This window comes from Gluconacetobacter aggeris (genome assembly GCF_014174395.1).
GTDB classification, from domain to species: Bacteria; Pseudomonadota; Alphaproteobacteria; order Acetobacterales; family Acetobacteraceae; genus Gluconacetobacter; species Gluconacetobacter aggeris.
The window spans coordinates 40,284-62,294 of sequence record NZ_JABEQD010000008.1 but is presented as its reverse complement, the minus strand read 5'-3'; the positions used below and the strand labels follow the sequence as shown (position 1 = coordinate 62,294).

Annotated in this window: 24 protein-coding genes and 1 pseudogene; 12 read left to right on the top strand and 13 right to left on the bottom strand. The window is 68.7% G+C overall.

Features of this window, described 5'->3' with window-relative positions; genetic code table 11:
- Positions 1–11: 11 nt before the first annotated feature.
- Positions 12–416, bottom strand: coding sequence for a hypothetical protein (locus HLH36_RS12230; protein WP_182986644.1), 405 nt, complete (start codon positions 414–416; stop codon positions 12–14).
- Positions 417–604: 188 nt separating this feature from the next.
- Entirely contained in the window at positions 605–1,036 is a 432-nt protein-coding gene (locus HLH36_RS12225) for an Ivy family c-type lysozyme inhibitor (protein WP_338030448.1), read from the bottom strand.
- 265 nt (positions 1,037–1,301) lie between these two features.
- Between HLH36_RS12225 and HLH36_RS12220 the strand changes: the two genes are divergently transcribed.
- The gene (locus HLH36_RS12220; RefSeq protein WP_220792821.1) at positions 1,302–1,580 is read left to right on the top strand and encodes a hypothetical protein; all 279 of its coding nucleotides are present in this window, start codon (positions 1,302–1,304) and stop codon (positions 1,578–1,580) included.
- Positions 1,581–1,620: 40 nt separating this feature from the next.
- Here HLH36_RS12220 and HLH36_RS12215 read toward each other — a convergent pair whose 3' ends face one another.
- The gene (locus HLH36_RS12215) at positions 1,621–2,088 is read right to left on the bottom strand and encodes a YbaK/EbsC family protein (RefSeq protein ID WP_182986643.1); all 468 of its coding nucleotides are present in this window, start codon (positions 2,086–2,088) and stop codon (positions 1,621–1,623) included.
- 109 nt (positions 2,089–2,197) lie between these two features.
- Entirely contained in the window at positions 2,198–3,394 is a 1,197-nt protein-coding gene (locus tag HLH36_RS12210) for a cation:proton antiporter (RefSeq protein ID WP_182986642.1), read from the bottom strand.
- Between the two features lie 225 nt (positions 3,395–3,619).
- On the opposite strand from HLH36_RS12210, the gene HLH36_RS12205 reads away from it, so the two are divergent.
- Positions 3,620–4,012, top strand: a complete 393-nt coding sequence (locus tag HLH36_RS12205) for a hypothetical protein (RefSeq protein WP_246373840.1) — start codon at positions 3,620–3,622, stop codon at positions 4,010–4,012.
- Positions 4,013–4,070: 58 nt separating this feature from the next.
- On the opposite strand, the gene HLH36_RS12200 is transcribed toward HLH36_RS12205, so the two are convergent.
- From HLH36_RS12200 to HLH36_RS12190, 3 genes are all read right to left on the bottom strand, one after another.
- Positions 4,071–5,837: a DEAD/DEAH box helicase gene (locus tag HLH36_RS12200; RefSeq protein WP_182986641.1), complete on the bottom strand. Its 1,767-nt coding sequence runs from the start codon at positions 5,835–5,837 to the stop codon at positions 4,071–4,073.
- 171 nt (positions 5,838–6,008) lie between these two features.
- On the bottom strand, positions 6,009–6,995 hold the full coding sequence (locus tag HLH36_RS12195) for a zinc-dependent alcohol dehydrogenase family protein (RefSeq protein WP_182986640.1): 987 nt from the start codon (positions 6,993–6,995) through the stop codon (positions 6,009–6,011).
- A gap of 36 nt (positions 6,996–7,031) precedes the next feature.
- A complete protein-coding gene (locus HLH36_RS12190; RefSeq protein WP_182986639.1) occupies positions 7,032–7,241 on the bottom strand; it encodes a hypothetical protein in 210 nt (69 codons plus the stop codon).
- A gap of 263 nt (positions 7,242–7,504) precedes the next feature.
- On the opposite strand from HLH36_RS12190, the gene HLH36_RS12185 reads away from it, so the two are divergent.
- Complete coding sequence (locus tag HLH36_RS12185) at positions 7,505–8,725, top strand: NADP-dependent isocitrate dehydrogenase (protein WP_182986638.1); 1,221 nt, start codon at positions 7,505–7,507, stop codon at positions 8,723–8,725.
- Positions 8,726–8,763: 38 nt separating this feature from the next.
- On the opposite strand, the pseudogene HLH36_RS12180 reads toward HLH36_RS12185, so the two are convergent.
- Positions 8,764–9,205, bottom strand: a pseudogene (locus tag HLH36_RS12180) (SDR family oxidoreductase); the annotation flags it as partial.
- Between HLH36_RS12180 and HLH36_RS12170 the strand changes: the two are divergent.
- The gene (locus HLH36_RS12170) at positions 9,177–9,659 is read left to right on the top strand and encodes a hypothetical protein (RefSeq protein ID WP_182986637.1); all 483 of its coding nucleotides are present in this window, start codon (positions 9,177–9,179) and stop codon (positions 9,657–9,659) included. The pseudogene HLH36_RS12180 and the gene HLH36_RS12170 overlap by 29 nt on opposite strands.
- 125 nt (positions 9,660–9,784) lie before the next feature.
- On the opposite strand, the gene HLH36_RS12165 is transcribed toward HLH36_RS12170, so the two are convergent.
- Genes HLH36_RS12165 through HLH36_RS12155 form a run of 3 tightly spaced genes read right to left on the bottom strand, consistent with a single transcriptional unit; the run spans position 9,785 to position 13,044 of the window.
- Positions 9,785–10,942, bottom strand: a complete 1,158-nt coding sequence (locus HLH36_RS12165; protein ID WP_182986636.1) for a GNAT family N-acetyltransferase — start codon at positions 10,940–10,942, stop codon at positions 9,785–9,787.
- Positions 10,943–10,958: 16 nt separating this feature from the next.
- Positions 10,959–11,423, bottom strand: a complete 465-nt coding sequence (locus tag HLH36_RS12160; RefSeq protein WP_182986635.1) for a RidA family protein — start codon at positions 11,421–11,423, stop codon at positions 10,959–10,961.
- A 49-nt stretch (positions 11,424–11,472) separates the two neighbouring features.
- Entirely contained in the window at positions 11,473–13,044 is a 1,572-nt protein-coding gene (locus HLH36_RS12155; protein WP_220792820.1) for a TSCPD domain-containing protein, read from the bottom strand.
- 187 nt (positions 13,045–13,231) lie between these two features.
- Between HLH36_RS12155 and HLH36_RS12150 the strand changes: the two genes are divergently transcribed.
- From HLH36_RS12150 to HLH36_RS12120, 7 genes are all read left to right on the top strand, one after another.
- Entirely contained in the window at positions 13,232–13,600 is a 369-nt protein-coding gene (locus tag HLH36_RS12150; RefSeq protein WP_182986633.1) for an NADH-ubiquinone oxidoreductase subunit NDUFA12 family protein, read from the top strand.
- Positions 13,601–13,660: 60 nt separating this feature from the next.
- Positions 13,661–14,227, top strand: a complete 567-nt coding sequence (gene mlaD, locus HLH36_RS12145; RefSeq protein ID WP_182986632.1) for an outer membrane lipid asymmetry maintenance protein MlaD — start codon at positions 13,661–13,663, stop codon at positions 14,225–14,227.
- On the top strand, positions 14,224–14,448 hold the full coding sequence (locus HLH36_RS12140; RefSeq protein ID WP_182986631.1) for a hypothetical protein: 225 nt from the start codon (positions 14,224–14,226) through the stop codon (positions 14,446–14,448). The genes mlaD and HLH36_RS12140 overlap by 4 nt, the downstream gene beginning before the upstream one ends.
- Positions 14,445–15,368, top strand: a complete 924-nt coding sequence (locus HLH36_RS12135) for a DUF2155 domain-containing protein (protein ID WP_338030447.1) — start codon at positions 14,445–14,447, stop codon at positions 15,366–15,368. Before HLH36_RS12140 ends, HLH36_RS12135 begins: the two co-directional genes overlap by 4 nt.
- An 82-nt stretch (positions 15,369–15,450) precedes the next feature.
- On the top strand, positions 15,451–16,209 hold the full coding sequence (otsB, locus tag HLH36_RS12130) for a trehalose-phosphatase (protein WP_182979473.1): 759 nt from the start codon (positions 15,451–15,453) through the stop codon (positions 16,207–16,209).
- Positions 16,197–17,561: an alpha,alpha-trehalose-phosphate synthase (UDP-forming) gene (locus HLH36_RS12125; protein WP_182986630.1), complete on the top strand. Its 1,365-nt coding sequence runs from the start codon at positions 16,197–16,199 to the stop codon at positions 17,559–17,561. Before otsB ends, HLH36_RS12125 begins: the two co-directional genes overlap by 13 nt.
- A gap of 17 nt (positions 17,562–17,578) precedes the next feature.
- The gene (locus HLH36_RS12120) at positions 17,579–18,070 is read left to right on the top strand and encodes a disulfide bond formation protein B (protein WP_182986629.1); all 492 of its coding nucleotides are present in this window, start codon (positions 17,579–17,581) and stop codon (positions 18,068–18,070) included.
- On the opposite strand, the gene HLH36_RS12115 is transcribed toward HLH36_RS12120, so the two are convergent.
- Positions 18,024–18,200, bottom strand: coding sequence for a DUF1328 domain-containing protein (locus HLH36_RS12115; protein ID WP_182986628.1), 177 nt, complete (start codon positions 18,198–18,200; stop codon positions 18,024–18,026). The two genes, HLH36_RS12120 and HLH36_RS12115, sit on opposite strands and share 47 nt — an antisense overlap.
- A gap of 214 nt (positions 18,201–18,414) precedes the next feature.
- Between HLH36_RS12115 and HLH36_RS12110 the strand changes: the two genes are divergently transcribed.
- Complete coding sequence (locus HLH36_RS12110; protein ID WP_182986627.1) at positions 18,415–20,457, top strand: NAD(+) synthase; 2,043 nt, start codon at positions 18,415–18,417, stop codon at positions 20,455–20,457.
- Positions 20,458–20,461: 4 nt separating this feature from the next.
- Here HLH36_RS12110 and dacB read toward each other — a convergent pair whose 3' ends face one another.
- Positions 20,462–22,006 carry a D-alanyl-D-alanine carboxypeptidase/D-alanyl-D-alanine endopeptidase gene (gene dacB, locus HLH36_RS12105; protein WP_182986626.1) on the bottom strand — a complete coding sequence of 515 codons (1,545 nt, stop codon included), beginning with the start codon at positions 22,004–22,006 and terminating at the stop codon, positions 20,462–20,464.
- Between the last annotated feature and the right edge of the window lie 5 nt (positions 22,007–22,011).

Sequence of the window (22,011 nt, the reverse complement as noted above, 5' to 3'; positions counted from 1 at the left end):
CTGACGGTTGTTTACTTCGGCGGGGCGGCGGGCTGGTCCAGCGCCATGCAGGCACGGGCCAGCTTGGGGTCGTTGCCGTTCTTTTCACACAATGCGGTGGCGTCCGGGCTGCAGGACTGGACTGCGGTTTCGAAATCCGTTTCCAGCACATCACGCGCGACCCCGACATCGGGATCGTTGGTCCGTTTCTGTTCGGCTTCCAGCGTGTCCTGGGTCTTGTGCAGTTCGGTCAGGGCGTCGACGCATGGCTGGCTGGTGGCGTTGGGGTCGCTTTGCAGGACCGCGACCAGTTTCTGTAGTTCGACCGTGGTGGAGGACGGCGCCCCCTCCTCATCGTCCTGCGCGATCGCGGGAGAGGCGGCGAGGATGCCGGACAGGAACAGGATGGCCAGCCGGCCGGGATGGGTGATCGTCACACTGGGCATTCCACTGGCGCGAGGCCCCGGGGACGCGACGCGTGCTGCTCGACAGCGATCCCGTGCTTTCCCCGGGGGGCGCCGGGCCGGTCTGGCGGCGGCGCCGCGGGATCGGCGGGACTATGGCAGGAAGTGCCGGTGGACGAAAGGGCGCCGGGCGCGACGCCTGCCTGCGCGCCGCGACGCTTTCAAGGGGAAGATGGATTGTGGGCGGCGTAGTTCCGCAGCAGGAGGGCCTGGATGTCCTCATCGGGATTGCCCAGCCAGCTTTGCAGGAACGGATGCTGCGCGTCGGGCCGGACATGCAGCACCCCCCAGGCGGCGTGGCCATCGGCTGCGAAAACGATATCGAGCTGGTTGTTGCCGCAATCGTGCGGCTTGCACAGATGCCCCAGCAGATAGGCGTGGCCCCCGGTTGCGACCGGCGTCACGGGCGTCGAGGTGGCTTGTCCGCGACTGATCCAGTCCGGAAAGCGCTGCATGACGACATAGGCCCGGCGATAGGGGGCCTCGAGCAGCAGGTCGGCGGTTTGCGGCGGTTCGGTCGCCCTGGCGGGATGGTCGATCAGAAGCAGGGCAATGGAGCAGGCATGGATGAGACGCGTAAGACGACACGGCACGTCGGCATGGCTCCTGAGATGAAGGTGAGCGTCTTCCGGCGCTGCCTGATACCGGCACATCGTCAGATTCATGCCAAAACCTTCGACTGCCCGAGGTCACAGGACGCTTATCCGGACGCGAAGTTTAAAATATTCTTCCCGTAGCCCATTTTTGGGGTGGAAACGTAAGGCGGGGCTACCCGTGGCAGGGTGCGTCCGTCTGGTGTAGGATCGCCCCATCAGCCGCGTGCCGGCGCACCGCCCGTTCAGGAATATCGTCCCCGCCATGCGCCAGCGTTTCGCGCCCTCGTCTGTCTTGCCCCGGTTACCGAACCCGAAAAAGCTCAAGCTCGGGGTGCTGGTCGTGCTTGCCGTGGCTTATGGCGTGCTGTTCGTGACACTGTCGCGGCATCCCAAGGCGCCGCCCAAGCCGCGTTACACCGCCATCCCGGTGGCGGTGGTCAAGACCGCGCCACAGATCGAAGCCGCCCCGCCGGTGCCTTCCGTGCAGCTTCAGCCGGTGCCGACGGTCGAGATTCCGCAGCCGCGCCTGACGATCCGCTGAAGCGGCGGGCCGCTCCCGGCCCGTTTTTCCGATCGTGCCTTCAGGCCGGCGCCTGACAGATATCGACCCAGATGGCCTCGGTCAGTTCGGCCAGCCGGCCGGGCGACAGGCGCACGGCGCTGTTGATCGCGCCGGCGGCGGGAATGACCGTTTCGAAAGCGCGCAGCGATACATCGCAATAGACCGGTAGCGGGGCGGGCAGTCCGAACGGACAGACGCCGCCCACCGGGTGGCTGGTCAATTGCTCGACCTCCGCCCGGTCGAGCATGCGGGGCTTGTGACCGAAGACATCCTTGGTCTTGCGATTGTCCAGCCGGGCGGTGCCGGCCGCAACCACCAGCACCACCTCCTCGCCCAGTCGCAGCGAGATGGTCTTGGCGATCTGCGCGGGATGCGCGCCGTGCGCGGCGGCGGCTTCGGCCACCGTTGCGGTCGGCTGGTCCAGTTCGATGATGGCCAGGTCGGGCGCGCGCTCGGCCAGGAAGGCGCGGACGGAGTCCAGGCTCATCGGGCGGAATGGAGAAGGGGGGTGGACATGGGCAACGGCTCCTTGGGCATCCTTGATGCGTCTCGCCGTATCCTGGACCGCCTGCCGGATGGCGTCGAGAGCGGGGGGCTTATGCCTTCCGGCCGCCGTCGAACAGGCGGAACATCGGGCCCGTCAGCACCGTTGAAATCACGGCCAGCAGCATGAGCGAGGCAAAGGCGAAGTTGGAGACCATGCCGCGCTGGTGCAGGATGGTGGCGGCGACGATTTCCATCAGCCCCTTGCATTGCAGCAGGGCGCCGGCCGCCAGCGCCTGCCGGCCGCGGAGGCTGGGTGACGGCGGATACAGCCAGACCGCGCCAAGTTTGCTGGCGATCGAGATCCCGACCAGCAGCAGCGATGCCAGGATCGAGGGAAAGGTCAGGGCGCGGCCGTCGATATGCATGCCGCTATGGCCGAAGAAGAGGGGCGCGAGCCAGACCAGTGCCAGGCTGCCCACCTGTTCGACCGGCAGGCGACGTACCCAGCTTGGGGGCATCAGCGCGCCGGCGGCATAGGCGCCGATCAGCTCATGCAGGCCCAGTTGCATGCTGGCCCATGATCCGGCCGCCAGCCATATCGGCAGCACCCCCCAGATCAGCCACAGGGGCGGTGCGGGAAAACGGCGGGTTGCCCAGCCGCTGACCGCCACCATTGCGCCCAGGAGCAGGACCGCCAGGATCTGGAAATGGCTCCATCCCTGCAGCGCGGAGGAGCCCTTGGCCGCGAATTGCAGCACCGCCAGCCCGGTCCATAGCGCCATGTCGTCCACGACGGCCAGCCGCAGCGCCAATTGCCCCACCCCCCGTTCGGTGGGGGCCAGTTCGCGGACGATGCCGATCAGGACCGGCAGGGCGCTGACGGCGATGCACAGGCCGATCGCCATGGCGCCGATCCAGTTCTGCCCGTCCGGCGCCTGCCAGTCCGGCTGGGGCATCAGCACCGCATGGACCAGCAGCGTGCCGATGCCGAACGGTATGGCCAGGGCGACGAATGCGCTGCCCAGCAGCCTGGGCAGGGAGGTTTCCGGCATGGCAGCCGATGGGTCCTCGCCGGGGTGCTGCCACATTTCCAGCCCGGCGGTGAAGGCCAGGATCAAGACAGCCAGCCAGCCGATCATATCGCCTGTGGCGGACGGCACGCCCAGGCGATCGGTGGGCCAGCCTGTCACGGCGATCAGGATACCCATCACGATCGGCAGCACCGCGATCGGAATCGTTCGCCCCAACAGACGCCAGGCCAGCCATGGAACCATCACGAATACGCCGAAATCCGCGATGATATTCATGCCGTCCCTGCTCCTCCGCCTGCTGCTGACCGTTATCTATGCGATCCATGCATATATTAAATGATATTCAGGGATCAAATCGGGGATAATGGCCGGCCGTTGACTGCCCGTATGGGGACGGCGCGCGACCCATGCGGCTGGCCCGGTTCTGCCATACGATGGACCTATTCCCGCCATGACGGCATGGTTCGGTGCGCTGTAGTCACAGAATGTGAGAATCGATTGATGACGATCCGGAAATCCCTACTTGCTCTTGCCCTGCCCATGACCGTTCTGGCGGGTGGGCTGACCACCGCCATGCCGGCTGCCCGCGCGGCGGATGATGCCTGTACCCAGTCCCGCAACCAGTCGACGGCACCGGGATGGGATGTCGCCGGTCGCCTGGCCCAGCGCGAGGATTGCCTGGCGGGCCGTGGCCGTGCCTATCGCGATGGGGTGACGAACGGCGTGCAGCAGCGGGTACAAAGCGGCCGCGATGCCGTCGACGCCGTGCGCAATACGCCGCAGCGCCAGATGGACCGTCTGCGCAACGCCGGCACGACCGAACAGAACCGTCTGAATGCGCTGGGTCAGCAGACGCGGACGAACGCAGCCAACATGCTGACGGGGGGGCTGTAAAAGACTGCGGTGACCCGCCCGGATCGTGTGATCCGGGCGGGTTACAGTTCTGCCGGCCTTATGCGCCGCGCTTGCGCGACGATGACGGGCCGGCCGCCGGACGACGCCGGGGGGCGCCGGACGGGGGGGCGCCACGCGGGCCACGTCCACGCGGCGCGCCGCCGGGGCCGCGATCGCCGCCTCGGCCACCGCCGCCCGCCGGGGCCTGTGCCGGGCTGATCTGGACCTCGTCGGAATCGGTGGCGGCGACGCAGGCGCTGAAGCGCTCGGCCGAGGCCGTGGCGATTTCGAACAGCGTGTGGTCGCCGGCGATGCGGATCGAGCCGATCTCGTTCTTGCGTACGCCGCCCAGGCGGCAGATCAGCGGCACCAGCCATTTCGGGTCGGCCTTGTCCTGCCGTCCGACGCTCATGGAGAACCACACGCCGTCGCCGCGCGGGCCCTGGTCGTCACGGGCCGGACGCTCGCGGCGGGCGGCGGGTTCGCCGTCACGCGGCGGGCGGGGGGCGTCGACGCGCAGGGGGCGGATGTCCTCAGGGTCCGGCAGGCGGGCGCGGTACATCTGCAGCAGGGCGGTGGCCAACTGTTCGGGGGTGCGGTCGGCGGCCAGGCGGGCGACCTGTTCCTCGTCGCCCGGGGCGGCGGCTTCGGTCAGGCTCTGGTCGGTCAGCAGCCGTTCGAAATCCTGGGCGCGGATGGCATCGGCGGTGGGGACGGCGGTCCATTCCGCCGTGACCTTGGCCATGGCCAGCAGCCGCTCGGCGCGGCGGCGCATCGAGACCGGCACGACCAGGGCGCACACGCCCTTGCGGCCGGCGCGGCCGGTGCGGCCCGAACGGTGCAGCAGGGTGGCGCTGTCGGTGGGCAGGCTTGCATGCACCACCAGGGCGAGTGCCGGAATGTCGATGCCGCGCGCCGCAACGTCGGTCGCGACGCAGACGCTGGCCTGGCCGGTGCGCAGGCTGTCGATGGCGCGGGTGCGCTCGTTCTGGCCCAGTTCGCCCGACAGCGCGACCGAGGCGAAGCCGCGTTCGAGCAGCGCGCCCTGCATGTGGCGCACCAGTTCGCGGGTGGCGCAGAACACCATCGAGGTGGGGCTGTCGGTATAGCGCAGGATGTTGACCACCGCCGGGATGATCTCGCGCGGGTCGGTCAGCACGGCGCGGTAAGTGATGTCGGCATGCTGGCGGGCGCCGGACAGCGTGTCGATGCGCAGCGCGTCGCGCTGGTAGCGCCGCGCCAGCGAGGCGATTTCCTTGGCGATGGTGGCCGAGAACAGCAGCGTGCGGCGCGTGGCGGGCATTGCGTCCAGCAACTGCTCCAGTTCCTCGCGGAAGCCGAGGTCCAGCATCTCGTCGGCTTCGTCCAGCACCACGACGCGCAGTTCCGACAGGACCAGACGGCCGCGGCTCTGATGGTCGCACAGGCGACCGGGGGTGCCGACGACGATATGGGCGCCGATTTCCAGTGCCCGTGCCTCGCGCCGTGCGTCCATGCCGCCGATGCAGGAGACGATGCGCCCGCCCGCCGGCGCGTACAGCCATGTCAGTTCGCGCTGCACCTGCATGGCGAGTTCGCGCGTGGGGGCGACGATGACGGCCATCGGCGCGCCGGCCGGCCCGAACCGCTCCGCCCCGCCCAGCAGCGTGTCGGCCATGGCCAGCCCGAACGCCACCGTCTTGCCCGATCCGGTCTGGGCCGACACCAGCAGGTCCCTGCCGTCCGCCGCGACATCCAGCACGGCCTGCTGGACCGGCGTGGGCTCGTCATAGCCGCGCGCGTCGAGGGCGCGCCGGAGGGCGGGATGGGTTTCGGGAAAAGGCATGGGGCGGATCATCCGGACAGAAGAAGCCACGTCGCGACGTGGCGCGAGACAGGCAAGGGCACAATGGCGGGATCGCGCTCCATAAAGAATCGCAGCCGAAAATACCAGAGCGAAAGCGCCGTCGCGTCGCAGGGGCCTGCCCTGCGCCCGGCAGGGGGCGACCCTGCGGAATCAGGGAACCAGGACGGCCGCGCCCTCGAACCGTCCGGCGCGCAGATCGTCCAGCGCGCGATTGGCATCGCGCAGGGGATAGCGCGTCGTGCGGGTACGGATGCCGATTTTCGGTGCCAGGGACAGGAAATCGATCCCGTCCTGCCGTGTCAGGTTGGCGACCGAGACCAGTTGCCGTTCCTCCCACAGCAGATCGTAGGAAAAGGCCGGGATCTCGCTCATATGGATGCCGGCGCAGACGACGCGCCCGCCCTTGCGCACCGCGCGCAGGGCGGCGGGTACCAGCGCGCCCACCGGTGCGAAGATGATGGCGGCATCCAGCTTCTCGGGCGGCGGGTCGTCCGATCCGCCGGCCCAGGCCGCGCCGAGGCCGCGCGCGAAATCCTGCGTTGCATGGTCGCCCGGGCGGGTGAAGCCGTAGACCTTGCGCCCCTGCCAGATGGCCACCTGGGCGATGATATGGGCGGCGGCGCCGAAGCCGTAGAGGCCCAGCGTCCTTGCGTCCTCGCCCGCCATCACCAGCGATCGCCAGCCGATCAGGCCCGCGCACAGCAGGGGGGCCAGCGCGACATCGTCGCCTTCCTCGCCCAGTGGAAAGGCATATCGCGCATCGGCGATGGCGGCGGTGGCATAGCCGCCATCGCGCGTGTAGCCGGTGAAGAGCGGGTGGTCGCAGAGATTTTCATGGCCGGTGTGGCAGTAGCGGCAGATGCCGCAGGTATGGCCAAGCCAGGGGATACCGACCCGCTGCCCCAGTTGCAGGCCCTGCACTCCTTCGCCCAGCGCGTCGATCCGCCCCACGATCTCGTGCCCCGGTATGACCGGGTGGCCGGGAAAGGGCAGGTCGCCGTCCACCACATGCAGATCGGTGCGGCAGACGCCGCAGGCGCAGACCCGCACCCGGATCTGGCCGGGACCGGGCTGGCGGTCGGGCAGTTCGACCCATTGCAGGGGGGAGTGCGGGGCATCCAGTCTCATCGCATGCATGGTCGGGTCTCCGGCGCGTCGGTCGGGATTGCCTGCTCATTCCATCATGTCGGCATGGCCCTGCGCTATGATCTGGATCAGCGCGCCCAGGCGATGACCCGATCGTGATTCCAGAGGGGGGCGCGTGGGGTCGGGCCAGGGTGACGGGGAGAGAGGACGGTCGCGACGGGGAGATGGCCGACTGGTCCGATCGTGGGCCAGCAGGGAGGAGATCAGGGTGGAACCGGTCGAGAGGTGGCGCTGCATCCGGGACTCCATCGAGTGGGGTGTGACGTCCATTATATTCGAATGATAATCATTCGCAAGTAGAATGCCGCGATTGTCATAACAGAGTTGCGAGGACTGCTAGGCAGCCTTCGTGCGGGCCGGTATGACATTGGGCCCGGATTTCGCGGCGTGCGCATCGCGCGGCCAGGACAGGGCGGGGACAGGCCGGGGACCGCCAGGTTCCTCCGGGCCCAATGACATGTTTCGCCTCGTAGGCAGGAAGAACCAAGAGGAAAAGCCGTATGGCCAAGATCAAGGTGAAGGAACCGGTCGTCGAACTCGACGGCGATGAGATGACGCGGATCATCTGGAGCTTCATCAAGGAGAAGCTGATTCTCCCGTATCTCGATATCGACCTGAAATATTACGACCTGGGAATCGAGCACCGCGACGCCACCGACGACCAGGTGACCGTCGAGGCCGCCGAGGCGATCAAGACATACCGGGTCGGCGTGAAATGCGCGACGATCACCCCCGACGAAGCCCGCGTGGCCGAGTTCGGGCTGAAGAAGATGTGGCGCTCGCCCAACGGCACGATCCGCAACATCCTTGACGGCACGATCTTCCGCGAGCCGATCATCTGCTCCAACGTGCCGCGCCTGGTGCCGCACTGGACGCAGCCGATCGTCATCGGCCGTCATGCCTATGGCGACATCTATCGCGCCACCGAGACCAAGATCCCGGGCCCCGGCAAGGTGACCCTGACCTATACGCCGGCCGACGGCGGCGCGCCGGTTACGCTGGACGTGCATGATTTCAAGGGCCCCGGCGTCGCGCTGGGCATGCACAATACCCGCGCCTCGATCGAGGGCTTTGCCCGCGCGTCGCTGACCTATGGCCGCGACCGCAAGCTGCCGGTCTACCTGTCGACCAAGAATACGATCCTGAAGGCCTATGACGGCATGTTCAAGGACGTGTTCCAGGAGATCTACGACGCCGAGTTCAAGGCCGATTTCGAGACGCTGGGCCTGACCTACGAGCATCGCCTGATCGACGACATGGTGGCCTCGGCCCTGAAATGGAGCGGCGGCTATGTCTGGGCGTGCAAGAACTATGACGGTGACGTCGAGAGCGACATCGTGGCCCAGGGCTTCGGCAGCCTGGGGCTGATGACCTCCGTCCTGCTGAACCCGACCGGCGACGTGGTGGAATCCGAGGCCGCGCACGGCACGGTGACGCGCCATTATCGCGAGCATCAGAAGGGCCGGCCGACCAGCACGAACCCGATCGCCTCGATCTTCGCCTGGACGCGCGGCCTGGCCTATCGCGGCCGGTTCGACAACACGCCCGACGTGACCCATTTCGCCGAGACGCTGGAACGCGTCTGCGTCGAGACGGTCGAGGCGGGGCAGATGACCAAGGACCTGGCCCTGCTGATCGGGCCGGACGCGAAGTGGCTGACGACCCAGGACTTCCTGGCGGTGCTGGACACCAACCTGCGCAAGGCGATCGCGGCCGGCTGATGCCCGAGGCGGCCGGGCTTTCGGGCCCGGCCGCTTTCTTATTGATCGAGTATGGCGACTGCTGTGGCGAAGCTCGGCGCCAGGGGCAGGAGCGGCGTCAGCGTTGCCTGCCAGGCGTGGTAGAGATCGGCCTTGCCTGCATAGACCATGGCCGAAGGGCGGTTGTTCCGGATCGTCGGTCGGCTTGTCCCTGTGGAAATCCTTCAGGATCGTCCAGTCGAGATCGAAATGCTTCGGGACGGCATAGGCGGCGTTGCGGGCGAAGGTATGGATGAAGCGCTCGGCGATCCTGATGGCACGGTGACGCCAGAGCGGATTGCCGGTGACGTCCGCGACCGCCATGACCAGGGATCTGTTGCCGGCGAACGCATTGATCGACGACGTGTTGATGATGGCGCTGCCCTTGCCGAGATGGGGGAGGGCGGCGCGAACGATGTAGAAATAGCCGTTGATGTTCACGTCCATATGGCGCTGCCAGACGTTCTTCCTGAAGGGAAGAGCCGGAAAAATTCCTGATTGCGCAGCAGGTTCAGCCGTTTTGAAAATGGCGATGGGGCATCTCTGCGATCAGTGGCGCATTGCCGGCAGTGTCGAAGGGGACGAAGTCGCCAGGAGCGGCCTCGGGGCACCATTCAATCCCGTAAATCGTAAACGCAGACAGGAATTTGACGGCGCCACGACGCGCCGCCTATTTTCCTTTCTCGATGTCCTTCATCGTCCGTTCGAACTCGGCATCGGCCTCTTTGGCATCGCGGCTGCCTTTGGGGCTTTCTTCGGTCGCTGCCTGATTGTCGACCCACAGCCACAGACCAAACAGAACCGCGGAGACGAGCGCACCAATTCCGAACAAAAACATGCATTTCTCCTTTCGTGGTTGGCTCTTGAAGGTAAAGGACGAGCCGAACCGCGCGAGGTCAAGGGAATTTGCGGTTGAGGGCGGCTTCAGAGAATATCCGTAAAAAGTCTGATCCGGTCAGGAGTTTTATACTGTTGGCATACGAGGACCCTGAACGGATCAAAGTCTTTTTGCTTCTTTTTCTTCAGAAAAAGAAGAAATGCTTAGTCCTCGCCCACTGCACGATAGGGCGACTGCGCATCCAGTTCCGCCATTTCGTGCAGCATGGCCTCGCGTTCGTGGACCACGAAATCGGCTACCGCGCGACGCAGGCCGGGGTGGGCGATCCAGTGGGCCGAGTAGGTGGGGGTGGGGCGGTAGCCGCGCTGGATCTTGTGCTGGCCCTGGGCGCCGGCTTCGACCCGGCGGAGGCCGTGGGCGATGGCGAAATCGATGGCGCGGTAATAGCACAGCTCGAAATGCAGGAACGGGTAGTCGCCGTCGCAGCCCCAGTTGCGCCCGTAGAGCGTGTCCGTGCCCATCAGGTTCAGCGCGCCCGCGACCGGCGTGCCGTCGCGTTCGGCCAGCATCAGGACCACGCGGTCGCCCAGCCGTTCCGACAGCAGGGGGAAGAATTCGGGCGTGAGATAGGCGCTGCCCCATTTGCGATCGACGGTTGCGGTATAGAACCGGTAGAAATGCGCCCAGAGATCGGGGGTGATCGCGCGGCCCTGCACGGCGCGGAATGTCAGGCCGCACTGATTGGCGTCCCGCCGCTCGCGCTTCAGGACCTTGCGCTTGCGCGAGGCGAGCGTGGCCAGGAAATCGTCGAAGCTGGCATAGCCGCCATTGTCCCAGTGGAACTGGACCCCCAGCCGTTGCAGCCAGCCGGCCTCGCCCAGCAGCGTGTATTCGTCCTCGGTGCAGAAGGTGACATGGACCGAGGAGACGCCCAGTTCGGTGGCGGCCTGGCGCAGGGCGCCGGCCAGGGCCTGACGCAAGCCCGCACTGTCCGCCGCGTCGGCACGCACCAGCAGCCGGGGGCCCGGCACCGGCGAGAACGGCACCGCGACCTGCAGTTTGGGATAATAATCGCCGCCGGCCTGCTCGAACGCCCGTGCCCAGGTCTGGTCGAAGACATATTCGCCGTAGGAATGCGATTTGGCGTACATCGGCGCCACGGCCAGCAGGCGGCCGGCGGCGTCGCGGATGGCGGCGTGCTGCGGCAGCCAGCCGGTGCGCGGGCCGGTCGATCCGCTGTCTTCCAGTGCCGAGAGAAAGGCGTGGCTGACGAATGGATTGTCGGGGCCGGCGCAGGCATCCCATTCCGTCGCCGGGATGTCGGCGATGGCGGGATGCAGGCTCAGGGTCAGGGCGGTCATGTCCGCGCCGCCCGGGTCAGGCGATCTCGAACAGGCCTTCGACCTCGACGGCGGCATCGAGCGGCAGGGACGGCACGCCGATGGTCGAGCGTGCGTGCCGGCCGGCATCGCCGAAGATCGCGACCGCGAGGTCCGAGGCGCCGTTCATCACCGTGGCATGCTGGGTAAAGCTGGGCACGCAGGAAATGAAGCCGCCCAGGCGGACGACGCGGCGGACCCGCGACAGGTCGCCCACCGCGGCGCGGACCTGCGCGATCACGTTGATCATGGCGTAGCGGGCGGCTTCGACCCCGACCTCGACCGCGACGTCGGCGCCGAGCTTGCCGGTGGCGAACAGCTTGCCTTCGGCCAGCGGCAACTGGCCGGAGACGACCAGCAGCGACCCGCTGAGCACGGTGGCGACATAGGTGGCGACGGGGGCGGGGGGCACGGGCAGGATGATGCCGTGCCGGTCCAGGCGGGTTTCGGGTGTGTCGGTCATGAACGGGGCTCCTTGTCCGAAACGGGCGGGCGGCTTTGCAAACGGCCTCTCAGCCGACCAGGCGCAGTCTGCCGCGCCGGGTGGTATTGTCCCCCTTCGTTTCGGGGAAATCCAGCGGCAGCATCGGCGCCGGGATGTCGGTCAGCCCGTCCTGATGCGGCGCGTCGGGCAGTCTGTGGCCCAGATAGGCATCCGACAAGGCCCGGAACGCGTAATCCAGCATCGAGGTCGCGTAGGAGGCGACCGGATCGCCCTCGACCGTGCCGGCGGGGCCGAAACGGGTATAGGCGAAGGCATCGACATATTCGTTCAGCGGGGCGCCATATTGCAGGCCGATGCTGACGGCCTGGCCCAGCGCGTCCAGCAGGCCGCGCGTCATCGGCCCCTCGCGCGCCGGGGTGATCGTGACCTCGCCCAGCGACCCGTCCTCATATTCGCCGGTGCGCAGGAACAGGCGGTGGCCGCCGACGCTGGCCTTCTGCGTGAAGCCGCCGTGACGGGCGGGCAGATGCCGCCGCACCCCGCGATCGAGGGCCAGCCGGGCGCGCAGGGTGGGCATGGCCGTCGGGTCCGGCCGGGCCGGCATGCGGTCGACGAAGCCGGCCAGCGCGCGGTGCATCGCCTTGTGGGCCTCGATATCCGGCAGGGGCAGCACGCTTTCGCCCGCCAGGGCGGCGGCGAAGGCGGCCTCGGGCGTCAGGCCCCGCGCGGTCAGGCGCGACAGGGTGCTGGCGGCCAGCCGGCCATCGGGGCGGAGCGGCGAGAAGATGGGCGCGAGGCCGCAGGCCTCCACCCCCAGCAGCGCGTCGATCGGGCCGGGGGCGGAAAAGCCGGTCTCGATCCGGGGCAGGGGGGTGTCGGTCTCGACCGCCGCGTCGCGCCAGACGGCGCGGGCGGTTTCCGCGAGGCCGGGGACGGTGCTGCGCGCGGGGGGCAGCAGCAGGGTTTCGGCCCCGCATCCGGCATGGGCGACCGAGGTTGCCAGCGATGCCAGGCTGCAGGCCACGTCGCGGCCGGCGTCGCCGTCATAATCCAGCCCCAGCGCCGCCAGGCAGGCATCGAGATTGGTCATCAGCAGGTCGCCGGCCACCGGCGCGGGGCCGGTCGGCTGGGGTTCGGGGGTGGTCCTGGCCTTGCGTCCGCGCGGCGCCGGGGGCGGCGCCAGCTCGGGGAAGGGCAGCTCGCCATTGCGCAGCGACGCCTTGCGGTCCGCCACGTCGCGCAGCACCAGGCAGAGCAGGCGCAGCGCGGCCACGAAATCCTCGGCCAGGAAGCCGCTGCCCGGCTGCACGAAGGCCGCCAGATTGACCACGAAGCCGGGCCGCCGGTCGTGCTGGCCGGTCCAGAGGGACTCGGTCGGGGCCGCCTGGCGCAGCATGAGAAGGCAGGACAGCGACCGGGCCTGCGTGGCCAGGGAGTCGACCGCCAGATCGTCCACCCAGCGCGCGGCTTCGGTCGCCAGGCGTGCCGCGCCACGACCGGGTGCCAGGCGTGCCAGGGCCGCCGCCGCCTCGTCGTCCCAGTCGACGGGCAGGGTGACGGCGCGGAGGGCGTCGTCCGGGTCCGCGGCGGCCTGCGTGGTACGCATGCGCACGCCGTTCCAGTGGCTTCGGGCTGTCATGGCATTCACTCTAGGCCCGCTTCGGGACGGGGCGGAAGCCGTATATGGTGGGTCCTGGACTATACAGACCACTGTATATTGTGGATATGGGGGATAAGTTGGTGGTTTCCCGATCCCGGAGTTGTGAACGGCCGAGTCCCCGGGCAGCGGGTGGACCACCCGCCGGAAAGAGGGTTATCCTCGGCACATGGCAAATCTCGGCACCCGCATCTACACCAGGTTCAAGGGCCGGCTGGTCGGCAAGGATGCCGATGGCCGGTGCTATTACGAGGCGCGTACCGCGAATCGTACCGGCGGCGGTCTGACGCGGCATGAGCGCTGGGTCATCTATCACAAGGGCGAGGACGCGTCGGTCGTGCCGCCCGAATGGTGGGGATGGCTGCATCATGTCGATGAGGCGCCCCTGCCGGAGAGTGCACGCCAGCCGTGGCAGATCCCCTATCCGGGCAACCGGACCGGGACGGTCGATGCCTATCTTCCGCCGGGAAGCGACTATCGCGGCGGTCGCCGTGCCCCCTCGACCAGCGATTACGAGGCCTGGATTCCCGAAGGGTGAAACGGCGGGCGGAACCTGTTAAGGTTCTCGCATCGCCGTGAATTGGGGAACAGAGTCAGAATGGTCAGTGCGGTTGCAGGCCGGATGAGCCGGAATTCGGCCGAGCTCGCCGCCGGGTGCGGTGTTCTTGTGCTGCTGGGCGGCCTTTTGGCGCTTGCCGTGGTCGATAAGGGGCGCCGGCATGAGACCGGCTACCGGCTGCATGCCGCCTTCGCCCATATCGACGGGTTGTCGGTCGGGTCCGATGTCCGGCTGGCCGGGGTCACGGTGGGGCAGGTGGTCGACGAGCGGGTCAATCCGTCCGATTTCAAGGCGCAGGTGACCTTTACCGTGCGTCCGGACGTCCAGTTGCCGACCGACAGTGCCGCCATCATCACCAGCGACAGCCTGCTGGGCGGCAAGTATGTGGCCCTGTCGCCGGGGGGCAGCGAGTCCATGCTGCGGCCGGGGGCCGCGATTACCGAGACCCAGGGGGCGATCAGCCTGGAGCAACTGCTCAGCCGCTTCATCTTCTCGGTGACCGATACGATGACCAAGGCCAACCAGCAGCGTGCGAACCAGGGCGCCGCGCCGCCGGGGGCCACACCCGCGCCGGGAGGTCACACCGGGGGGAGCGACCTGCCATGAGCGATGGCGCTCTTCCGCCGCCGCCTGCCGTCTGGCGCCAGTCCGACGGCAGCCCGGTTTCGTGCCAGGACAAGATCAGGGTGCTGACTGAAAATTATGCCGAACTTTGCGAGGTCATGCGTGACACGTTCGAGGACGCGGTGCTGATCGGTGTCGACGAGGATGGCATGCGGCGTCTGATCATGGAGGTCGCGGCCGCGCTGCGAAGCCCGCGATCGTGAGGCGTTGCGACTGGCGCCTGGTCCGCCCGGTATCGTGCCGGGCGGTGCCTTTCCGCGCGACCCTGGCCGCCGTGCTGGCGCTGGGCTGGGGCGGCATCCCTGCCGGGGCGCAGGAAATCGTGCCGCCGCCGGCGATCTATCCCGCCGATACCTGGCAGGGACGCACGGTGGCGACCGTGCGGGTGCTGGATACGCTGGATTCCAGTGTCCAGGTGCTGACCATTCCGGTGGGGCAGGATGCGACCTTCAAGGCGCTGACGATTCACGTCGGTGCCTGCCGCGACCGGCCGGCGACGCTGGCCCCGGACGCGGCGGGCTGGCTGGCGGTGCGCGATACGCGGCAGGACGGGCCGGGGTTTCGCGGGTGGATGCTGGCGGGGGAACCGTTCCTGGGTGTCTTCCAGGACCCGGTCTATGCCGTGCGCCTCATTGGCTGCGCGGGCGACGCGGTGGCCCCCGTTCCGCCGCCCCTGGCAGCCCTGGCGGCGGCCACGGTTCCGTCGGCCGATCAGCCGGTGCCGGGCACGCAGGGGGCGGACACGCCGGCACCCGGTGCGCCGGCGGCGGACGCCCCGGTACCGGGGACGCGGATCGTGACGGTTCCGGCCGCCCCCTCGGCCGGCCAGCCCGCCGTCACGCCCGCTCCGGCACCCGCCGCGCCCGTTGCGCATCTCGGCGGGGCGCATCTTGGCGGGGCGCCGCTAGCCCTGTTGCCGCCCGACGAGTCCGCACCCGTGCCGGCCGCCGTTCCCCGGCCCGCCGGCGCCGCCGCGCCGCCGGCGGGCCGGCCGCTGCCACTGCCTCCGCCGGTGCCTTTCGAGACCGGCGCGGCGGCAGCCGCCCGGCCTGCGCCTGCATCGAGTGCCCCCCCGGCGTCGCAGGCCCAGCCGGGTCAGCCGCAATCCCTCCTGCCCCCCTGACGGGGGTGGGAGGCAACCTGTCCCGCCGGTGTCGGTTCGGGATGAATGACGCGCCTTCGGTCCCAAGGAGTCGAGAATGCCCATGAGCCCGACGGATTATGCCGGCCCGGCCGGCCGGTTCATGCCGCCCCCAGCCGAGGCGGCCCTGCTGCTGGATTTCGACGGCACGCTGGTGGATATCGCGCCGACCCCGGAATCGGTTGTCGTTGCCCCCGGCCTGCCTGACGTGCTGCGGCGGCTGCGGGCGAAGTGCGGCGATGCGCTGGCGGTGATCTCGGGCCGCGCGGTGGACCAGATCGACCATTTTCTCGGCGATGTGCCCTTTGCCGTGGCGGGCGAGCATGGCCTGGCCGTGCGGCATCGTCCGGGTGGCCCGATCGTGCGGACCGAACAGCCGCCCCTGCCGCCGACCTGGCTGCCGGCCGCCGAAACCCTGGCCGCGCAGCATCCCGGCGTGCGGATCGAGCGCAAGCCGGCGGGTTTCGTCCTGCATTACCGGGCGGCGCCCGAGGTTGCGGATCTGCTGCGCGAGGTCGCGGAATCGTGGGTGGCGTCGACCCATGGGCGCTTTCATGTCCAGATGGCCAAGATGGCGTGGGAAATCCGCCCCCACGGCGTGGACAAGGGCCATGCGGTGGCGGCGCTGATGCAGTCGCCGCCCTTCGCGGGGCGGCATCCGATCTTCGTCGGCGACGATGTGACGGACGAGGACGGGATACGCGCGGCCGAGGCGCTGGGCGGGGCCGGGTTCCGCATCCCGCGGGATTTCCCCGACCCCGCGGCCTTCCGGGCATGGCTGGCCACGCTGGCGGCGGGAGGGGCGGATTCATGGGGCGTCTGATCATCGTATCCAACCGGGTACCGTCGCCGCGCGAGCGTCTTCAGCCGGCGGGTGGCCTGACCGTGGGACTGAAGGATGCGCTGCGCGGCGGGTCGTCGCTGTGGTTCGGCTGGTCGGGCAACCAGTCCGAGTTCGCGGGCGATCCCGTCACGGGGATGGATGAGGTCGATGGCGTGACCTATGCCACGATCGACCTGACGGCGCGCCAGCATGAGGGATTCTACCAGAATTTCTCGAATGGCATCCTGTGGCCGCTGTTCCATTACCGTGTCGGGCTGATGAGCTATTCGCGGCGCGACTGGCAGACCTATCTGGAGGTCAATGCCATGTTCGCGCGCAGCCTGCGCGCGCTGCTGCAGCCGGACGACGTGATCTGGGTCCATGATTATCACCTGTTCCCGCTGGGCCAGGCGCTGCGCGACCTGGGTGTCGCAGGGCGGATCGGGTTCTTCCTGCATATTCCCGTCCCGCCCTGGAGCCTGGTGCGCTCGATGCCCGGGGCGCGCCTGCTGCTGGAAGACATGCAGGCCTATGACCTGATCGGGGTGCAGACCGAGGAGGATGCGGACAATCTGAACCATGCCTTCCGCCAGAACGGGCTGGCCGAGCGGGCGCGGGCCTTTCCGATCGGCATCGATCCGCACGAGTTCCGCGAACAGGCCGAGGCCGGGGTCAGGCGCGACGAGGCCGAGCGCCTGCGCGCCAGCCTGCGCGGGACGGCGCTGATCCTAGGGGTAGACCGGCTGGATTATTCCAAGGGCCTGCCCGAGCGCTTTCGGGGGTATGAGGCGTTCATGGCCCGCTATCCCGAACATCGGGGCCGCGTTTCGTTTCTTCAGGTCGCCCCGGTGTCGCGCGGCGATGTGGAGGAATATCGCCAGCTCCGGCGCCAGCTCGACGAGCTGACGGGCCGGATCAACGGCGCCTATGCCGAATTCGACTGGACGCCGATCCGCTACCTGACGCGGCCGGTCGCGCGGGACATCCTGGCCGGGTTCTACCGCATGGCCGATGTGGCGCTGATCACGCCGCTGCGCGACGGGATGAACCTGGTGGCGAAGGAATATGTCGCGGCGCAGGACGCGGCCGACCCCGGTGTGCTGGTCCTGTCGCATTTCGCGGGGGCGGCGCCGGAAATGGATGAGGCGGTGCTGGTCAATCCCTATGACGCCGACGAGATCGCCGATGCGCTGCACCAGGCGCTGACCATGGGGCTGGAGGAACGCCAGCGGCGCTGGACCCGCCTGGACGAGGATGTGCGCCGGACCACGGCGGGCTGCTGGGCGCGGGATTTCCTGCAGGCGCTGGACGCGGCACCGCCGGTCGGGGCGCCCCTGGCCGCCGCGCCATGAGGCGGCGGGACGGGGGGATGGGATGGGCCCCCGGTGCGATGCTGATGGTTGCCGGCCTGGCGGCCCTGGGGATTGCCGCCTGGGTCGAGCACGGGCTGGGCGAGGTGCCATGCGGATTGTGCCTGTGGGAACGCTGGCCCTGGCGCGTGCTGGCGGTCCTGGGCCTGTTCGCCGCCCTGTCGCGCGGCCGGGTGGCGCGGGGCCTGCTGTGGCTGGGCATTCCGGTCATGCTGGCGGCCTGTGGCCTGTCGGCCGTTCATGTCGGGGTGGAGCAGGGCTGGTGGCCCAGCCCGCTGCCGGAATGCCAGGCCCCGGTCTTTCATCCCGGCACCTTCGCCGAGCGCCTGGCCGCCATGCCCCTGCGCCCGTCGAAGCCCTGCGACGCGCCGACCTATCTGGTCGGCGCGCTGCCGGTGTCCATGGCCGGGATGGACGGGCTGTATGCGGCCTGTGTGCTGGCGGTCATAGCGTACTGCCTCGCCCGCGGCCGAAGATCAGGCCGACGATGAACAGCACGAGGAAGATGAAGAACAGGATCTTGCCGATATAGGCGAAATCGGCCGCGAACCCGCCGAAGCCGAAGACCGCGGCCAGCAGGGCGAGGACAAGAAAGATCAGGGTCCAGCGTAAGAGGTCCATCGGGATATCCTCCGATTCATGTGTCTGGACCGCAGGGTCCGTCAGGGCTTCAATCGCTGGCTGTCGTCAGGGTTGCGTTTTGCGTGGCGGATTCATGCGCTACGACCTGTTATGGCGCGGTTGTGATGGCTTGCCGCCATGCGTGCCCGATGGGGCGATTCAACCTCCCTGCCCCATGTTTCGGGCAGGGCTTCCAGCAGGCGGGTGACTTATCGTGCCGGATTTTCGCTCTCTCTATCGTCAGGGTTTCGCGCGGGTGGCGGGATGCACCCTGCCGGTGGCGCTGGCGGACCCGGCGGCCAATGTCGCGCGCATGGCCGATATGGTGCGGGCGTGCCATGAGCAGGGCGTGGCGCTGGCGGTCTTTCCCGAACTGGGCGTGTCGGGCTACGCGATCGACGATCTGCGCCAGCAGGACGTGCTGCTCGACGCGGTCGGGCGGGCGCTGGCGAGCCTGGCGGAGGCGACGGCCGGCCTGATGCCGGTGGTGGTGGCCGGCGCGCCCCTGCGGCATGGCGATGCGCTGTACAATTGCGCGGTGGTGCTGCATCGCGGGATCATTCTGGGCGTGGTGCCCAAGAGCTACCTGCCGAATTACCGCGAATTCTACGAAGCCCGGCATTTCGTCGCCGGGGCCGGCCTGCGCGGCCGGACGATCGATGTCGCGGGGCAGACGGCGCCGTTCGGTACCGACCTGCTGTTCGAGGCCGAGGACCTGCCCGGCCTGGTGATCGCGGTCGAGATCTGCGAGGACGTATGGGTGCCCGTGCCCCCCAGCACGGAGGCGGCGCTCGCGGGTGCCACCGTGATCGCCAACCTGTCGGCCAGCGACATCACGGTGGGCAAGGCCGAGCAGCGCGACCTGCTCTGCCGCTCGCAATCGATGCGCGCGCTGTGTGCCTATGTCTATGCGGCGGCGGGGGAAGGGGAATCGACCACCGACCTGGCCTGGGACGGGCAGGTGTCGATCTATGAAAACGGGGCGCTGCTGGCGGAAACGGTTCGTTTTCCGCAGGGGCCGCACCGCGCGGTGGCGGATGTCGATCTGGACCTGTTGCGGCAGGAACGCAGCCGCATGGGGACGTTTGCCGATTGCCGGAGGGCGCGGGGGGATGCGGCATGGCGGCGGATCGGCTTCGCGCTGGCGCCGCCGCCGGGCGATCTGGGGCTGTTGCGGCGGATCGAGCGTTTTCCGTTCGTGCCCAGCGACCCCGCGCGGCTGGAGCAGGATTGTTTCGAAGCCTGGACGATCCAGGTTTCGGCCCTGAAGCAGCGCCTGCTGGCCACCGGGGCGCGGCGCATGGTGATCGGCGTGTCGGGGGGGCTGGATTCCACCCAGGCGCTGCTGGTGGCGATCCGGGCCGCCGACGAGCTGGGCCTGGGGCGCGATGCGGTGCTGGCCTATACCATGCCCGGCTTCGGTACCAGCCCCGGCACGCAGTCCAACGCCATGGCGCTGATGCGGGCGCTGGGGGTCGCGGCGGCCGAGCTGGATATCCGCCCGACCGCGCGGATGATGCTGGAACAGATGGGGCACCCTTTTGCCAGCGGCGTGCCGCAATATGACGTGACGTTCGAGAACGTGCAGGCCGGGTTGCGGACCGATTTCCTGTTCCGGCTGGCCAACCAGCATGGCGGGATCGTGATCGGTACCGGGGATCTGTCGGAGCTGGCGCTGGGGTGGTGTACCTACGGCGTCGGCGACCAGATGTCGCACTACAACGTCAATGCCGGCCTGCCCAAGACGCTGATCCAGCATCTGATCCGCTGGGTCGTCGCCTCGCGCCGGGTGGAGGATGACGCGGCGCGGGTGCTGGAGGCGATTCTGGCAACCGAGATCTCGCCCGAGCTGATCCCGGCCGGTTCCGACCAGGCCTTGCAGAGCACCGAGGAGAAGATCGGGCCCTACGCGTTGCAGGATTTCACGCTCTACCATGTGCTGCGCCATGGTTTCCGGCCGTCGCGCATTGCCTATATGGCGGAAATCGCCTGGCGCGACCCGGCGGCGGGCTCCTGGCCGCCGGGGTTCCCGGCCGATCGGCGCGTGGCCTATGACCTGCCTGCGATCCGGCATTGGCTGTCGGTGTTCCTGAGCCGGTTCTTCGGCTTCAGTCAGTTCAAGCGTTCGGCGATGCCCAATGGGCCGAAGGTGGTGGCCGGCGGCGCGTTGTCGCCGCGCGGCGACTGGCGCGCGCCCTCGGACGGCAATGCGCTTCTGTGGCTGGAGGAGCTGGAGCGCAACGTTCCCCGGGCCTGATCCTTCATTCCGCCGTTGCCACGGCCAGGAGCGCCCTGTCCATCGCCGCCGTGGACCGGCCGACATCCGGCGGTACGTCGTTGGCGAAGAAGGAGACGATCAGCATCCGCCCGCTGGCGGCCATCATGTAGCCGGACAGCGCGTGCGTGGCGTTGAGCGTGCCGGTCTTGGCGAAGAGCCTGTCGGCCAGTGCCGTGCCCGCGAAGCGTTTTGCCAGCGTGCCGTCTTCGCCCGCGACCGGAAAATCCTGGCGCCATGCCGGCCCCCATGGCTGCCGGTTCGCCCAGCGGAGCAGGGCCGCCACGGCACGGGGCGTCACGCGGTCGTATGTCGACATGCCCGAGCCATCGGCAAGAGAGAAGCCGGAGCGGGGAACGCCGGCGGCGGCGAGGATGGCGTCGCGCCGTGCGATGCCCTGCGCGGTCGATCCCGTTCCGTGTGCCAGTGCGAGACGTCGCAACAATAGTTCCGCGTGGAGATTCTGGCTGACCTTGAGAAGATGACGGATATCGTCCGCCAGCGGCGGCGGGGTCAGGCGGGCGAGTACGGGCGCGGGCGGAAGGGGGGACGGCGGCGGGGCATTGGCGTCATCGCCGAGGGTGAGCGGGCGATGCCACGCGCCACTGCCGCCCTCCACCGCGATTCCGCGTGCCTCCAGCAGGCGGCGGAAATGCCAGGCCGCGAAGTCGGCGGGGTCCTCGATGCCGATGCCCAGGATTTCCGGCGGTGCCCCGGCCGCGATGGTGCCATAAAGCCGTACCCAGCGCGCGCCGGGCTGGCGCTCGATCCGGAGGTCGGTCTTGCCTTGCCCGACGGTGACGGCCTGGTTGTCGAGCTTCAGATAGGTTTCTCCGTCCTTCCAGGTGGCGGATGGCGGAGAACCCGCGGCGGAGCCCGGCGTCACGGACAGCGCGGCGACATTGTCGTCGAGCGTGAGTGCGGAGACCGCCGCGCCCGAACGGGTTTGCAGGGTGTTCCAACTCCATCCGGGTCCCCAGCGTTCGTCAGGGAAGAGTCTGTCGTCCCCCATGACGTCATGGACGCGCCGGATGCCCGCTGCGGCCGTGGCATCGGCGAGACGCGACAGGCAATCGGTCCGGCAATCGGGCCGGTCGGACAGGCTGGCGTCGCCCGCGCCGATCAGGGCGACGTCCGGAGCGCCGCCTTCATGGGGCACCAGCCGCACCGCGGCGCCTCCCGCGCGGTCGGGGTCGGACAGGTCCGGCAGGGATGCGAGGGCGGCCGCCGTCGTGAACAGCTTGGTGTTGGATGCCGGGACGAACCGCCGGTCGGGATCGATGGCCAGGATTTCCTGCCCGTCCATGTCGGTGACGAGCAGTCCCCAGCGTGTGCCGCCGAGCGCGGGCGCATCGAGAATGGCGTGAACCTGCCTGGCGAGGACAGGTGTGCCACCCGGAGGCGGGAGACCGGGCGAGGACAGCGTGCAGGCGGAGAGGAGCAGCGGCAGGCAGAGCCGCAATGCGGCCGGGCGGTAAGGCGATACCGCATGTCCGGGCCTGTGGCGGGTATATCCGGGAGCGCGGGTCATGGTGT

What these genes read in the sequence shown, in the direction of transcription:
- HLH36_RS12220 (WP_220792821.1), top strand. Translation starts at nt 1,302, where the DNA reads ATGCGCCAGCGTTTCGCGCCCTCGTCTGTCTTGCCCCGGTTACCGAAC.
- HLH36_RS12215 (WP_182986643.1), bottom strand. Translation starts at nt 2,088, where the DNA reads ATGAGCCTGGACTCCGTCCGCGCCTTCCTGGCCGAGCGCGCGCCCGAC.
- HLH36_RS12210 (WP_182986642.1), bottom strand. Translation starts at nt 3,394, where the DNA reads ATGAATATCATCGCGGATTTCGGCGTATTCGTGATGGTTCCATGGCTG.
- HLH36_RS12205 (WP_246373840.1), top strand. Translation starts at nt 3,620, where the DNA reads ATGACGATCCGGAAATCCCTACTTGCTCTTGCCCTGCCCATGACCGTT.
- HLH36_RS12200 (WP_182986641.1), bottom strand. Translation starts at nt 5,837, where the DNA reads ATGCCTTTTCCCGAAACCCATCCCGCCCTCCGGCGCGCCCTCGACGCG.
- HLH36_RS12195 (WP_182986640.1), bottom strand. Translation starts at nt 6,995, where the DNA reads ATGCATGCGATGAGACTGGATGCCCCGCACTCCCCCCTGCAATGGGTC.
- HLH36_RS12190 (WP_182986639.1), bottom strand. Translation starts at nt 7,241, where the DNA reads ATGCAGCGCCACCTCTCGACCGGTTCCACCCTGATCTCCTCCCTGCTG.
- HLH36_RS12185 (WP_182986638.1), top strand. Translation starts at nt 7,505, where the DNA reads ATGGCCAAGATCAAGGTGAAGGAACCGGTCGTCGAACTCGACGGCGAT.
- HLH36_RS12170 (WP_182986637.1), top strand. Translation starts at nt 9,177, where the DNA reads ATGTTCACGTCCATATGGCGCTGCCAGACGTTCTTCCTGAAGGGAAGA.
- HLH36_RS12165 (WP_182986636.1), bottom strand. Translation starts at nt 10,942, where the DNA reads ATGACCGCCCTGACCCTGAGCCTGCATCCCGCCATCGCCGACATCCCG.
- HLH36_RS12160 (WP_182986635.1), bottom strand. Translation starts at nt 11,423, where the DNA reads ATGACCGACACACCCGAAACCCGCCTGGACCGGCACGGCATCATCCTG.
- HLH36_RS12155 (WP_220792820.1), bottom strand. Translation starts at nt 13,044, where the DNA reads ATGACAGCCCGAAGCCACTGGAACGGCGTGCGCATGCGTACCACGCAG.
- HLH36_RS12150 (WP_182986633.1), top strand. Translation starts at nt 13,232, where the DNA reads ATGGCAAATCTCGGCACCCGCATCTACACCAGGTTCAAGGGCCGGCTG.
- mlaD (WP_182986632.1), top strand. Translation starts at nt 13,661, where the DNA reads ATGGTCAGTGCGGTTGCAGGCCGGATGAGCCGGAATTCGGCCGAGCTC.
- HLH36_RS12140 (WP_182986631.1), top strand. Translation starts at nt 14,224, where the DNA reads ATGAGCGATGGCGCTCTTCCGCCGCCGCCTGCCGTCTGGCGCCAGTCC.
- otsB (WP_182979473.1), top strand. Translation starts at nt 15,451, where the DNA reads ATGAGCCCGACGGATTATGCCGGCCCGGCCGGCCGGTTCATGCCGCCC.
- HLH36_RS12125 (WP_182986630.1), top strand. Translation starts at nt 16,197, where the DNA reads ATGGGGCGTCTGATCATCGTATCCAACCGGGTACCGTCGCCGCGCGAG.
- HLH36_RS12120 (WP_182986629.1), top strand. Translation starts at nt 17,579, where the DNA reads ATGGGATGGGCCCCCGGTGCGATGCTGATGGTTGCCGGCCTGGCGGCC.
- HLH36_RS12115 (WP_182986628.1), bottom strand. Translation starts at nt 18,200, where the DNA reads ATGGACCTCTTACGCTGGACCCTGATCTTTCTTGTCCTCGCCCTGCTG.
- dacB (WP_182986626.1), bottom strand. Translation starts at nt 22,006, where the DNA reads ATGACCCGCGCTCCCGGATATACCCGCCACAGGCCCGGACATGCGGTA.